This is a genomic window from Paenibacillus mucilaginosus 3016, assembly GCF_000250655.1.
Taxonomy (GTDB): domain Bacteria; phylum Bacillota; class Bacilli; order Paenibacillales; family NBRC-103111; genus Paenibacillus_G; species Paenibacillus_G mucilaginosus.
Genome location: NC_016935.1, coordinates 8,087,369 through 8,100,129, shown reverse-complemented (window position 1 = coordinate 8,100,129; position 12,761 = coordinate 8,087,369). Strand labels below are relative to the sequence as shown.

10 protein-coding genes, 1 pseudogene and 2 riboswitches are annotated in these 12,761 nt (G+C 58.4%); of the genes and pseudogenes, 9 read left to right on the top strand and 2 right to left on the bottom strand.

All coding sequences use genetic code 11. The features are described from left to right. Nucleotides 1-152: 152 nt before the first annotated feature. Together PM3016_RS33710 and PM3016_RS33705 are read right to left on the bottom strand one after the other, a co-directional pair. On the bottom strand, nt 153-854 hold the full coding sequence (locus PM3016_RS33710; RefSeq protein WP_013920983.1) for a polysaccharide deacetylase family protein: 702 nt from the start codon (nt 852-854) through the stop codon (nt 153-155). Between the two features lie 162 nt (nt 855-1,016). After that, complete coding sequence (locus PM3016_RS33705) at nt 1,017-1,859, bottom strand: stalk domain-containing protein (RefSeq protein WP_013920982.1); 843 nt, start codon at nt 1,857-1,859, stop codon at nt 1,017-1,019. A 51-nt stretch (nt 1,860-1,910) separates the two neighbouring features. Then, nucleotides 1,911-2,090, bottom strand: a riboswitch (cyclic di-AMP (ydaO/yuaA leader). A 177-nt stretch (nt 2,091-2,267) separates the two neighbouring features. On the opposite strand from PM3016_RS33705, the gene PM3016_RS33700 reads away from it, so the two are divergent. The 9 genes and pseudogenes from PM3016_RS33700 (at nt 2,268) to purF (ending at nt 12,225) form a co-directional block, all read left to right on the top strand. Continuing rightward, the gene (locus PM3016_RS33700) at nt 2,268-2,960 is read left to right on the top strand and encodes a DUF6483 family protein (protein ID WP_014372472.1); all 693 of its coding nucleotides are present in this window, start codon (nt 2,268-2,270) and stop codon (nt 2,958-2,960) included. A gap of 136 nt (nt 2,961-3,096) precedes the next feature. Then, nucleotides 3,097-3,199: riboswitch (purine riboswitch) on the top strand. Between the two features lie 182 nt (nt 3,200-3,381). Beyond that, a complete protein-coding gene (gene purE / locus PM3016_RS33690) occupies nt 3,382-3,867 on the top strand; it encodes a 5-(carboxyamino)imidazole ribonucleotide mutase (protein ID WP_013920980.1) in 486 nt (161 codons plus the stop codon). Continuing rightward, nucleotides 3,864-5,061 (top strand): annotated as a pseudogene (gene purK / locus PM3016_RS33685) (5-(carboxyamino)imidazole ribonucleotide synthase). The gene purE and the pseudogene purK overlap by 4 nt, the downstream one beginning before the upstream one ends. A 49-nt stretch (nt 5,062-5,110) precedes the next feature. Further along, complete coding sequence (gene purB / locus PM3016_RS33680) at nt 5,111-6,406, top strand: adenylosuccinate lyase (protein ID WP_013920978.1); 1,296 nt, start codon at nt 5,111-5,113, stop codon at nt 6,404-6,406. 33 nt (nt 6,407-6,439) lie between these two features. Next, a complete protein-coding gene (locus PM3016_RS33675; protein WP_013920977.1) occupies nt 6,440-7,333 on the top strand; it encodes a phosphoribosylaminoimidazolesuccinocarboxamide synthase in 894 nt (297 codons plus the stop codon). Nucleotides 7,334-7,448: 115 nt separating this feature from the next. Next, nucleotides 7,449-7,694 carry a phosphoribosylformylglycinamidine synthase subunit PurS gene (purS, locus tag PM3016_RS33670; protein WP_013920976.1) on the top strand — a complete coding sequence of 82 codons (246 nt, stop codon included), beginning with the start codon at nt 7,449-7,451 and terminating at the stop codon, nt 7,692-7,694. 46 nt (nt 7,695-7,740) lie between these two features. Continuing rightward, nucleotides 7,741-8,436, top strand: a complete 696-nt coding sequence (gene purQ / locus PM3016_RS33665) for a phosphoribosylformylglycinamidine synthase subunit PurQ (protein WP_013920975.1) — start codon at nt 7,741-7,743, stop codon at nt 8,434-8,436. Then, nucleotides 8,414-10,660, top strand: a complete 2,247-nt coding sequence (gene purL / locus PM3016_RS33660) for a phosphoribosylformylglycinamidine synthase subunit PurL (RefSeq protein ID WP_013920974.1) — start codon at nt 8,414-8,416, stop codon at nt 10,658-10,660. Before purQ ends, purL begins: the two co-directional genes overlap by 23 nt. 23 nt (nt 10,661-10,683) lie before the next feature. Next, nucleotides 10,684-12,225, top strand: coding sequence for an amidophosphoribosyltransferase (purF, locus tag PM3016_RS33655; protein WP_014372471.1), 1,542 nt, complete (start codon nt 10,684-10,686; stop codon nt 12,223-12,225). The last annotated feature ends 536 nt before the right edge of the window (nt 12,226-12,761 follow it).

Below are 12,761 nucleotides of genomic sequence, written 5' to 3'. Positions count from 1 at the left end.
AGCCTTATTTAGTATGGAAGCCGTGTGAGAGGGGCTGAATCTGATGCGTATACTTCGGATAACGGGGTAAGAAGTAAACAGCAAAAGGACCCCTGTCTTATGAACAAGGATCCTCGCTGTGTATGGGAGAGAAAAAACGATAAGAACTGCTTTTATTTGCGGGTCCGTGAGATCAAATCCGATACGGTAACAAATTCATAGCCGCGCTGCTTGAGCTCCGGCAGGATCCGGCGAAGCGCTTCGACCGTTTGGCTGCAGTCCCCTTGAAGGTCGTGAAACAAAATAATGTCTCCATTGTGTACATTGTTCAGCACTTGGGCGACAATTTTATCCACACCGGGCTTCATCCAATCCTTCGTATCCTGATACCAGGACCACATCACTACCGTGAGCTTGTCTTCCTTCATGGATTGGAGAAGGGCGTCATTATAATAACCGCCGGGTGGGCGAAACACATGGGGCATTTGCTCCGTAATATCAAAGATCACTTCCTGCGTCTGGCGGATTTCGGTAATGAGCCGTTCGGCAGGATAGTGTTTGAGGAAGTGATGGTCAAACGTATGGTTGGCGATCTCATGCCCTTCATTCACTTCACGAATGGCAATGGCGGGATACAGCTGTACCCGCTTGCCGATGACGAAGAATGTCCCCTTGGCCCCATACTCATGCAGCAGATCGAGAATCTGGGGCGTATAGACAGGGTTGGGGCCGTCATCGAACGTCAAGGCAATGAGCTTTTGGTCGGTCTCCACGTTCCAGACCACCTCGCTGGGCCGCGGAGCTGGAGCGGCTGCACCGGTCAAACAAAACGTTGTCAGGACACACAGCAGAAGCCTGCGGACACCTTGATTCATGTCGGTCACCTCCGTGTAACATGATCATGCTTAGGGTTCGACCGGCACAGGGCTCCTATGCGCCTGAAGAGAGGCCAATAAAAAGCAGGCCTCCCATCTCTGCACCCGGCCTATTGCCTGGGCAGCTTAGATAGAGAGACCTGCTTTTTTGGGAGCGCCCGATTAAGAACCAAGCACATGAACCTTCACGTTCTGAATACCGAACTGCAGTGCAGCATGGCGTCCTTGCGGCATAAAAATATCAATCTTGTTCCCCTTCACGGATCCACCGATATCCGTTGCTACGGCATACATGCCTCCGACCGGAAGGCCGTCGTGCGTGTAGCCTTCAATAAATACCTTGGACCCCAGAGGAATGACTGCAGGGTCAACGGCGATCGTCCCCAGCTTCAGAGGATTACCCATGTAATCTCTGGCCGCGAACGTACCGTTTTCCGCCGCTGCTGCTGTATAGGCAGAAGCTCTGGCTTCGATCGTCTTCGTGTACAGAGGAGCGATCTTCGTAGGGCGGTACCAGGCCGGAGCATGGTATTGTCCATCCACCCCAAGAATAGCGATTCGGTTCAGGTTGTCCCACTGGGTCTGGATGCTGAAGGAGTCTGCAAGCATCCGGAAGGGAACGTAGGCCCGCCCATCCACCAGCTTGGCGGCTGCTTCTTGCACGGAAGGCTGGCCGTTAACGGTGATGTTCGGGTCGCCGGTAGTGAAAACAACGGTGGTTGTGGAGCTGCTCAGGGTAACCTTCATCTGAGCGCCGGCATGCTCCCATTGAAGCTGATAACCCAGCTTGTCCGCCATGACTCTGGCCGGAACCTGAAGCTTGTGGTTCTCGTCAAGGAACGGCTGGGCGTCCGGAAAATGCACGAGGCTGCTGTTAACCTGCACTTTGATATCCTCGGCGAGTCGGACCGTCTCGGCCTGTGCAGGACTTGCAAATACAAGAATTGCGGCTGCAGGCAGCGTCAATAGACATGCCTTCAGCATGGACGTGATGCGACTATTCAACAGGATCCCTCCATATCGTTGCACCTGTCCGGCGAATACTGGCATCCGCCGTCAGTTGTCGATCATAGCCTCCGAGGTTAGTTGTCGGGTTCGGGAAGAAGGTTGGTTCCCTAGCATGGTGCCTGCTTCGCTGCAGTAGTGCCAGCGGCAGACAGCCGTTGCATTCACCCCATGTGATGCGTCCCCCGTACGTACATCTAAAATACATGCGCGATTCGGCTCTTAAGAGCGTACCATACGATAAAACCGGGGGGCAATGGATAAAATCATCCAGTCCCTTCCTTTAATTGACACGGGGGGTTAACCTCAGCAGGCATGTGGGTTACAATGGATGAAATGATCCGGAGGAACCCGCGGAACGAGAGCAGAGTAAGGTCTGGAAAGGCAGCGGGTGAAAGAGGGGAAAGCATGTATCAAAGAGATTATATTCTGCGGATGATTGAGCAGGCAGGGGTGATAGTTGGCCGCGTGATGCATCTGGCCCGGAACAAACGGATGCAGGAGGCGATAGAGCTGCTGCAGCAGGCGATGAAGGAAATGCTGGGGCTCGGCTCCAAGCTGATCGGGGCACTCTCGGTGAAGGATCTGATTGCACTGCTGTCCAAGGACGGGGAGCTGGATTCGGCCAAGGTGCTTGCACTCGGGGATTTGATGAAGGCTCAATCGGAGCTGCAGCGGGAGGGCGGGGAGGAAGCGGCTGCCCAAAGGACAGCAAGGAAATCTCTTGAGCTGCTGCTGATCGGGCGGGAATACGATGCCCGCGGCGAACTGAGAGAAGAATTCAACAGACGGATTCAAGAGGCGCTGGATATCACCGGACGTGCGGGGCTGAATGAGGGGATCTTGTCGAGGATTGTCGGTTATTACGAGGAGCAGGGGAGCTATGCCTGGGCGGAAGACGCCTTGTTTTACCGGCTGGAGGTGCTGCAAGGCGGAGAGCGCGAACTGGAGTGGAGAGCCGCCGTAGAAGAAGGGATCCGAATGTACGAACGGTGGGTCCTCCTGGAGGACACGCCGCTGCGGGCAGGCGGCTTGTCTGCGGAAGAGGCCGAGGAAGGCCTGCGGACGCTCCGGCAATTGAAAATCACACAGAGCCAATAACAGGAAAAAGTGCAAAACCGATCACAGCAAATACGAACTATTATCACATCCAAAACAAAAATAGTTCGCCTTTTGGAGTTGACATCCTTTGTGAAAGCCGATAAACTGAAAGAGATCAATAGCTTGGAAAAAAACACGTTTAACATTCGAATAATCTCGTATAATGTCGGGAATATGGCCCGAATAGTTTCTACCCGAAAACCTTAAATTTTTGGACTACGAGTAAGCGTTTGATGAAGAAGGTCGGCACCGGGGCGGTGTCTGGCCTTAACTTGCGCTTAGGAGTCTTCTTGTCGTCCTTACTCATAGACTGAACAGCTTGTATTTGAGCATGTGCAGCATCTATCTGGAAGGACGTTTTGTTTTTTATTGGACTTGGGTTCGTTACGGATTGAAAAGCAAGCATATGGAGGGTACCTGAATGTCGGTTCTTGTTGGAGTCATCATGGGAAGCCAGTCGGACTGGGAAACGATGAAGAAAGCGTGCGACGTGCTCGATGAGCTGGGAGTTGCATACGAGAAGAAGGTGGTATCGGCCCACCGGACGCCGGATCTGATGTTCGAATACGCCGAAACGGCGGCTGAACGCGGACTGAAGGTCATCATCGCAGGAGCAGGCGGCGCGGCACATCTGCCGGGTATGGTCGCCTCGAAGACGGTTCTGCCGGTCATCGGCGTGCCTGTGAAGACGTCGACCCTGAACGGGCTGGACTCGCTGCTGTCGATCGTACAGATGCCGGGCGGCATTCCTGTAGCGACGGTGGCGATCGGACAAGCTGGCGCGACCAATGCGGGCCTGCTCGCGGCGCAGATTCTCGGCGCCTTCGACGGCGGAATCCAGCAGCGGGTGGCGGAGCGCCGCGAACGCATCGCTAAGTCTGTCATGGAAAGCAGCGTGCTGGAATGACCATGAACGAAGCGAACAAGAACCGGCCGTATGACCCGCTCAAAGTGACCCCGCCCGGGTCCGTGATCGGCGTCCTCGGAGGCGGCCAGCTCGGACGCATGCTGGCACTGGCCGGCAAGGCGATGGGCTACCGGTTCGTCACGCTGGACCCTACGCCGGATGCGCCCTGCGGCCAGGTGGCGGACCGCCAGATCGTAGCGGCATATGACGACGCGGCGGCCGCAAGAACCCTTGCGGAAGAAGCCGACGTCATCACGTACGAGTTCGAGAACGTCGATGCCGGTGTAACGGAGCTGCTCATGCGGGAGTCTTACGTGCCGCAGGGCAGCGAGCTGCTCTACACGACGCAGCACCGGCTGCGCGAGAAGCGCGCCATAGAGGCCGCGGGCGTCAAAGTAGCGCCGTATGCGGAAGTGGCCAGCGCCGCGGAGCTTCGGGAGGCCGTGGAGCGCTTCGGCACGCCCTGCGTGCTCAAGACCGGCGACCGGCGGTTACGACGGCAAGGGCCAGTGGGTCATCCGCTCGTTGGATGAAGTCGAAGAGGCATTCGAGACGCTGAGCCGGGCGAAGACGGAGCTTGTACTCGAGCAGTTCATCCGCTTCGAGCGGGAGATCTCCGTGATCGCGGCGAGAAGCCCGCGGGGCGAAGTGAAGGCTTTTCCCCCGGCGGAGAATATCCATGTGAACAATATCCTGCATCTCTCGATCGTTCCGGCCCGTGCGCCGGAAGGCGTGCTGAAGCGGGCGGAAGAGATGGCGCTGCAGATCGCCGAGAAGCTGGATGTGATCGGGCTGATCGCCGTGGAGATGTTCCTGACTTCGGACGGCGAGCTGTTCGTCAACGAGTTGGCACCGCGGCCGCACAATTCCGGCCACTATACGATGGAAGCGTGCCGGACCTCGCAGTTCGAGCAGCATCTGAGGGCGGTGTGCAACCTGCCGCTCGGCGATCCGTCGCTGCTGGTGCCGGTCGTTATGGTGAACGTGCTGGGTGAACATGTGGTGCCGCTGCTGGAGTGGATTCAGAATCCCGAATCGCAGAGCGCTGTGCCCGGTGTGACCGCCAAGCTTCACTTGTACGGCAAGGAGGAAGCCAAGGCGGGACGCAAGATGGGCCACGTGAATCTGCTGGCGGACCGCGCGGAAGATGCATTCCGCTGGATAGAGCTGTCAGGCGTATGGGAGTCTAAATAGAGAAGCAGCAGATCAAGTCAAAGAGCAGATACCGGAGGTATGGGGAATCATGATCGATCGTTATACAAGACCCGAGATGGGCAGCATTTGGACGGAAGAAAACAAATTCAAGGCTTGGCTTGAAGTCGAAATTCTTTCCTGCGAAGCATGGGCGGAGCTTGGTGTCATCCCGAAGGAAGACGTAGCGGAGCTGCGGAAGAACGCAAGCTTCGATATCGACCGGATCTACGAGATCGAGCAGGAGACACGCCATGACGTGATTGCCTTCACGCGTGCGGTATCCGAGAAAGTGGGCCCGGAACGCAAGTGGGTGCACTACGGTCTGACTTCCACGGACGTAGTCGATACGGCTCTTGGCTACCTGCTGAGACAGGCGAACGAGATCATCGAGCGGGACATCGTGAACTTCATCGAAATCCTGAAGGACAAAGCAGTGGCTTACAAGGATACGCCGATGATGGGCCGTACGCACGGGGTGCACGCTGAGCCTACCACCTTCGGTCTCAAGATGGCGCTCTGGTACGAAGAGATGAAGCGGAATCTGGAGCGTTTCCGCTTTGCCGCGGACGGTGTCCAGTTCGGCAAAATCTCGGGCGCCGTAGGCACCTACGCGAACATCGATCCGTTCATCGAGGAGTATGTGTGCGGCAAGCTCGGTACGAAGCCGGCGCCGATCTCGACCCAGACGCTGCAGCGTGACCGCCACGCCGAGTATATGGCGACTTTGGCGCTCATCGCGACGTCGCTGGACAAGTTCGCGACGGAAATCCGCGCCCTGCAGAAGAGCGAGTTCCGCGAAGTGGAAGAGCCGTTCGCGAAGGGTCAGAAGGGCTCCTCGGCCATGCCGCACAAGCGCAACCCGATCGGCTGCGAGAGCATCTCGGGTCTGGCCCGCGTCATCCGCGGCCACATGGTCTCCGCTTACGAGAATGTCACCCTGTGGCATGAGCGCGATATCTCGCACTCGTCCGTCGAGCGGATCATTCTTCCGGATTCGACGATCCTGCTGAACTACATGCTGAACCGCCTCGGCAACATCATCAAGAACCTGACGGTGTTCCCGGAGAACATGAAGCGCAACATGCAGAGCACCTACGGGGTTCCGTTCTCGGGCCGCGTTATGACGAAGCTGATCGACAAAGGGCTCTCCCGCGAGCAGGCTTACGATACGGTGCAGCCGCGGGCCATGCAGGCATGGGAAGAGCAGCGCTCGTTCCGTGACATCGTGGAGAATACGCCGGCGATCCGGGAGTACCTCAGCCTGGAAGAGATTGAGGATGCATTCAATCCGAGCTGGCATCTGAAGCATGTCGATACGATTTTCAAACGTCTGGGCTTGAGCTAAGAAGCACCGGGTTACGGGGAGGCGGGGGAAACCATGAAGGAAGCGTCAACGATCGCAATTTCCAGCGCGCAGGAGTATATCAAGGCGCCGCTGCTCTATAAAGGCAAGGTCCGCGAGATTTACGGGCTTGGAGACCATTACCTCATCGCGGTATCGGACCGGATCTCGGCATTCGACTGGGTGCTGAGCCCGGCTGTGCCGGACAAGGGGAACGTGCTTAACACGCTGAGCAAGTTCTGGTTCGACCAAACGACCGAGATCATCGACAACCATGTGGTGCATACGGACGTGGATCTGCTCGGCGACATCATCACGGACCGGGAGATCATGAAAGACCGGTTCATGGTGACCAAAAAAGCCGAGCGGATCGACATCGAATGCGTGGTGCGCGGCTACATCACGGGCGGCGGCTGGAGACAGTACCAGCAGACGGGCGAGATCAACGGCCACAAGCTGCCTGCAGGCCTGCGCAAGAACCAGCGCTTTGAGCAGCCGATCTTCACGCCGGCGGCGAAGAACGATGTCGGCCACGATGAGGATATCTCCATCGAGCGGATGAAAGAGCTTGTCGGCGCCGAGCTGACCGAGCAGCTGCAGGCGAAGAGCCTTCAGCTGTACAACTACGCTCACGCCTTCTGCCAGGACCGCGGCATTATTCTCGCCGACACCAAATTCGAATTCGGCCTGATCGACGGTGAAATCATACTCATTGACGAAATCTTCACTCCGGATTCATCGAGATTCTGGGCGAAGGACAAGTACGAGCTGGATACCGAGATCGACTCCATGGACAAAGAGCCGGTGCGGAGCTATCTGGCCAGCACGGACTGGGACAAGAACAGCGAGCCTGCTCCGCTTCCTGCAGAAGTCGTGGAAGAGACAAGCCGGCGCTACCGCGAAATTTATAACCGCTTGGTTTTGGGATAAAACGCATGACTGCAGCCCGGGCTTCGGTCCGGGGGAGCAGATGCAGGATGGACACGCAGTATGTAAGGTGAGAGAGCAAACGGACATTTTTCATACCCTTGGGAGGTACTATTCGATGTTAAAAGCGACCGTATATGTGACGATTAAGCAAAGCGTACTGGACGTACAAGGAACGGCGGTGCAGGGCGCGCTGCACTCCATGGGCTTCGACGAAGTGGACAAGGTGCGGATCGGCAAGTACCTGGAAGTGGAACTGAACACGGACAACCGCGCTGCTGCGGAAGAGCGCCTCAAAGCCATGTGCGAGAAGCTGCTCGCGAACACGGTCATCGAAGACTACCGCTACGAGCTGAGCGAATAGGAGCCGGCCGGCTACCTTTTAACAAGGATTAGGGAGGACAACAATCATGAATTTTGCGGTTCTGGTGTTTCCCGGCTCCAACTGTGATATCGACTGCTACAAAGCGGTGGAAGACACAGTAGGCCAGCCCGTGGACTATGTATGGCATACCGAGACGGATCTCTCCAAATACGACTGTATTATCATACCGGGCGGCTTCTCCTACGGAGACTACCTGCGCTGCGGCGCAATCGCCCAATTTGCACCGGTCATGAAGGCTCTCCGTGAAGCGGCGGAGCAGGGCAAGTACATCCTCGGCATCTGCAACGGCTTCCAGATTCTGCTCGAGTCCGGCCTGCTGCCGGGCGCGATGCTGCGCAACGAGTCGCTGAAGTTCCGCTGTCATGCGGCGATGCTGTCTGTAGTTAACACGGATACCCCGTTCACCAAGGAGTACAAGCAGGACGAGCTCATCAACATCCCGATCGCGCACGGCGAAGGCAACTACTACTGTGACGAGGCGGCCCTGGCCGAGCTCAAAGCGAACAACCAGATCGTGTTCCGTTACGAAGCGGGCAACAACCCGAACGGCTCGGTTGACGATATCGCAGGCATCTGCAGCAAGGGCGGCAATGTCCTCGGCATGATGCCGCATCCGGAACGTGCCGTGTCGGCGCTGCTCGGTTCCGAAGACGGCAAGCGGATGTTTACATCGATTTTAAGCACTTGGAGGGAAAAACATGGCGCAGCAGCTATCGGCTAAGGAACCAACGGCAGAACAGATTCAGGAACAGAAAATCTACAAGCAGTTCGGTGTCTCCGATGCCGAGTACGACCTCATCTGCGGCTTCCTCGGACGGAAGCCGAACTATGTGGAGATCGGCGTATTCTCCGTCATGTGGTCGGAGCACTGCTCTTACAAGAACTCCAAAGCGGTACTGCGCAAGTTCCCGACAACCGGCGAACGTGTCCTGATGGGACCGGGCGAAGGCGCGGGAATCGTGGATATCGGCGACAACCAAGCGGTTGTGTTCAAAATTGAAAGCCATAACCACCCTTCCGCGGTGGAACCATACCAAGGGGCGGCAACGGGCGTAGGCGGGATTATACGGGACATTTTCTCCATGGGTGCCCGTCCGGTAGCTGTGCTGAACTCCCTGCGTTTCGGTCGTCTGACGAATGACCGCGTGAAATACCTCTTCGAGCACGTCGTATCCGGGATTGCGGGCTACGGCAACTGCATCGGCATTCCGACGGTCGGCGGCGAAGTGATGTTCGATGAGAGCTACGAGGGCAACCCGCTCGTTAACGCCATGTGCGTCGGCATCATCGACCACGACAAGATCCAGAAGGGCGTAGCCAAAGGCGTAGGCAACCCGGTCTTCTATGTGGGCCCGGCAACGGGACGCGACGGGATTCACGGGGCGACCTTCGCATCCGAGGACCTCACGGCCGAGTCCGAAGCGAAGCGTTCGGCGGTACAGGTGGGCGATCCGTTCATGGAGAAGCTCGTACTCGAGGCGTGCCTGGAGCTGATCGACTCCGGCATCGTCGTAGGGATCCAGGACATGGGCGCAGCGGGTCTGACGTGTTCCTCGTCCGAGATGGCGAGCAAAGCGGGCAACGGCATGGAGCTGTACCTCGACGAGGTGCCGCAGCGTGAGGAAGGCATGACGCCTTACGAGATGATGCTCTCCGAGTCCCAGGAGCGGATGCTGTTCGTCGTGAAGCCGGAGCATGAGGAGCAGGCCAAAGCGATCTTCGAGCGCTGGGGACTGCACTGCGCGAAGGTCGGCAAGGTAACGGACGACGGCAACCTGAAGCTGTACCACAAGGGCGAGCTTGTCGGCGACATGCCGGTGACGGCGCTGGTCGACGAGTGCCCGATGTACAACAAGCCTTCCTCGGTACCGGCTTACTACGAAGCGAATGCTTCGGTCGATACCACCGCTTATCCGGAAGTTACCGATCTGAACGGTGCCCTGAAGCAGGTTCTGGCTTCGCCTACGGTAGCGAGCAAAGAGTGGGTTTACAACCAGTACGATTACATGGTTCGTACCTCCACAGCAGTTCAGCCGGGCTCTGACGCTGCCGTTGTAACGATCCGCGGCTCCCGCAAGGCGCTGTCGATGTCGACGGACTGCAACGGCCGTTATGTGTACCTCGATCCGGAAGTCGGCGGCAAGATCGCCGTGGCGGAAGCGGCGCGCAACAATGTGTGCTCCGGTGCGGAACCGCTGGCGATTACGGACAACCTCAACTTCGGTTCGCCGGAGAAGCCGGAGATCTTCTGGCAGCTCGAGAAGTCCGTGGACGGTATGGCGGAAGCCTGCCGCAAGCTGAACACGCCGGTCATCGGCGGCAACGTGTCGCTGTACAACGAGAACGCGCGCGGCGCGATCTATCCGACACCGGTTGTCGGCATGGTGGGTCTCGTGCATGACACGGACCACATCACCACGCAGGGCTTCAAGAACGAAGGCGACATCGTCCTGCTGCTCGGCGAGACGAAAGCGGAGCTTGGCGGCAGCGAATTCCAATACGTTGTTCATGGCGTAACGGAAGGCCGTCCTCCACAGATCGACCTCGACGTGGAGAAGACGCTGCTGGATACGGTGCTGGGTGCGATTCAGAAAGGTCTCGTCGCTTCGGCGCATGACCTGTCCGACGGCGGTCTGGCTGTAGCGCTGGCTGAAAGCTGCATCAGCGGCCGTCTGGGCGCGAACGTGAACCTGACGACGGACCTGCGTGCGGATATCGCCCTGTTCAGTGAGAGCCAATCCCGCCTGCTGCTCAGCGCGGCACCGGAGAAGGCGTCCGAGCTGGAAGCGGTGCTGAAGGCAGCCGGCGTTCCTGTACAGGTCATCGGCAAGGTGGAAGGCACGTCTCTGCAGGTGCAGGTAAACGGCAGCGCGGCAATCGACGCTGCTGTGGCTGAGCTGCAGCAAGTTTGGAAGGATGCGATTCCATGTCTGATGAACGCGTAGTTTCCGGACAGGAACGATTAGATATGAATGAGGATGCGAAAGGTCTGGTGACGGGAATGCGGCAAGGCGGCAATGGTCAAGGGCAACATGATGGTGCGTTCCCTCTCTGGACCGGAGCGTATTATAACGAAGGCATGGGGGCAGGTCCGAACGGCCTGTCCGACAAGCTGGGAGAAGAGTGCGGCGTATTCGGGGTGTTCGGTCACCCCGAGGCCGCCAATCTTTCGTATTACGGTCTTCATGCCCTGCAGCACCGGGGGCAGGAGAGTTCCGGCATTTGTGTGGCGGGCGAGGATGCGTTCAACTATCACCGCGGCATGGGTCTGGTCAAGGAAGTGTTCAACAACGATAACCTGGGACCGATGGTCGGCTCCTATGCGATTGGACATGTACGCTACTCGACGGCTGGAGAGAGCAAGCTGGCGAATGCCCAGCCGCTCGTGTTCAAGTACCGCGAGGGCGATCTCGCAATCGCTACGAACGGGAACCTGACGAATGCGCCGGACATCAAGAAGCGCCTGGAGCGGGAAGGCTCGATCTTCCAGACGACAAGCGACACGGAAGTTGTGGCGCATCTGATTGCCCGCTCGAAGCACGATGACATCGTCGAAGCGGTCCGGGACGCGCTGCTGCAGATCGAAGGCGCATATGCGTTCCTGTTCCTGACGCGGGACAAGCTCATCGCGGCGCGCGATCCGCACGGCCTGCGGCCATTCGTGATGGGGCGTCTGGGCGATGCGTATCTGTTTGCTTCGGAGTCCTGTGCGTTCGATACGGTCGGCGGTTTGTACGAGCGCGACATCCAGCCGGGTGAACTGCTGATTCTCAACCAGCGGACGGGCGAGCTGACGCACGACCGTTTCGCCGAAGGCAAGCAGCGGGCCGTCTGCGCGATGGAGTATATCTACTTCGCGCGTCCGGACAGCGACATCGACGAGGTGAACATCCACTCCGCCCGCAAGCGGATGGGGCGCCAGCTGGCGATCGAGTCGTTCGTCGACGCGGATATCGTCACCGGCGTGCCGGACTCGAGCATCTCGGCGGCGATCGGGTATGCGGAGCAGACGGGCATCCCTTACGAGCTCGGGCTGATCAAGAACCGCTACACGGGCCGGACGTTCATCCAGCCGAGCCAGGAGCTGCGCGAGCAGGGCGTGAAGATGAAGCTGTCCGCGGTGCGCAGCATCGTGCATGGCAAGCGAGTCGTCATGATCGACGACTCGATCGTGCGCGGCACGACTTCTCTGCGGATCGTGAACATGCTCCGCGAAGCGGGAGCAACCGAGGTGCACGTGCGGATCTCTTCGCCGCCGTTCCAGAACCCGTGCTTCTATGGGATCGATACCCCGAACCGCGGCGAGCTGATTGCCGCCGTGAAGTCGGTGGAGGAGATCCGCAAGGCGATCAACGCGGACTCGCTGCACTTCCTGAGCCAGGAAGGGCTCGTGAACTCGATCGGCGGCCCGGCGGGCGAGATCAACCGCGGCCACTGCACGGCGTGCTTCGACAACCGCTACCCGACGGCCATCCCGGACGACGCGAAGATCGGCTGCGGCTGCGATTAAGTAGCCTGCAGGGAGCGGCGCGGGAGAGCGGCGGGAAGTCGCACCGCATAGCGCTGGGGGCTTGAAGGCCGTAGGCCGCGAGGCTGCGGTGGAGAGCGAGTGGGCTCTCACAGCGCTGGCGGTGAGACGGACCGGTTAGCCGAGGGTTAAAGGCAGGCTGTCCTTCCGCAGCTGCAGAGCTGCCAGGAAGCCTTGTTTTGGCCGCAGGCCGCAGGCAGGCTGTTAGCTGCTTTGAATGCACGGAGGCTTCCAGCTGCCTCAGTGGACCGACTGCATGTGATGCGGTTGTGCAGTCAGCTAGCTGCGAAAGGCGTGCATTGCATGGAATGCATGGCAGGCAACCGGCGACATTGGCAATATAGCGGAACTCCGATTCGCTATTCGCTCAATTGGCGAGTGTGTTGGTCGAAATAGCGGAACTCCGATGCGCTATTTGGGCCGGTGGCGAGCCGAAGAGGCCGTTGGGAGCCAAATAAGGAACCTGAGTTCCGTTATTCCGGAAATGTACCCTGGAAACGGGCGAATAAGGAATCTCA

Excerpts from the sequence above, each read along its gene's own strand:
- PM3016_RS33700 (WP_014372472.1), top strand. The coding sequence starts at position 2,268 with ATGTATCAAAGAGATTATATTCTGCGGATGATTGAGCAGGCAGGGGTG.
- PM3016_RS33710 (WP_013920983.1), bottom strand. The coding sequence starts at position 854 with ATGAATCAAGGTGTCCGCAGGCTTCTGCTGTGTGTCCTGACAACGTTT.
- purL (WP_013920974.1), top strand. The coding sequence starts at position 8,414 with ATGGCGCAGCAGCTATCGGCTAAGGAACCAACGGCAGAACAGATTCAG.
- purS (WP_013920976.1), top strand. The coding sequence starts at position 7,449 with ATGTTAAAAGCGACCGTATATGTGACGATTAAGCAAAGCGTACTGGAC.
- purB (WP_013920978.1), top strand. The coding sequence starts at position 5,111 with ATGATCGATCGTTATACAAGACCCGAGATGGGCAGCATTTGGACGGAA.
- PM3016_RS33675 (WP_013920977.1), top strand. The coding sequence starts at position 6,440 with ATGAAGGAAGCGTCAACGATCGCAATTTCCAGCGCGCAGGAGTATATC.
- purQ (WP_013920975.1), top strand. The coding sequence starts at position 7,741 with ATGAATTTTGCGGTTCTGGTGTTTCCCGGCTCCAACTGTGATATCGAC.
- purF (WP_014372471.1), top strand. The coding sequence starts at position 10,684 with ATGAATGAGGATGCGAAAGGTCTGGTGACGGGAATGCGGCAAGGCGGC.
- purE (WP_013920980.1), top strand. The coding sequence starts at position 3,382 with ATGTCGGTTCTTGTTGGAGTCATCATGGGAAGCCAGTCGGACTGGGAA.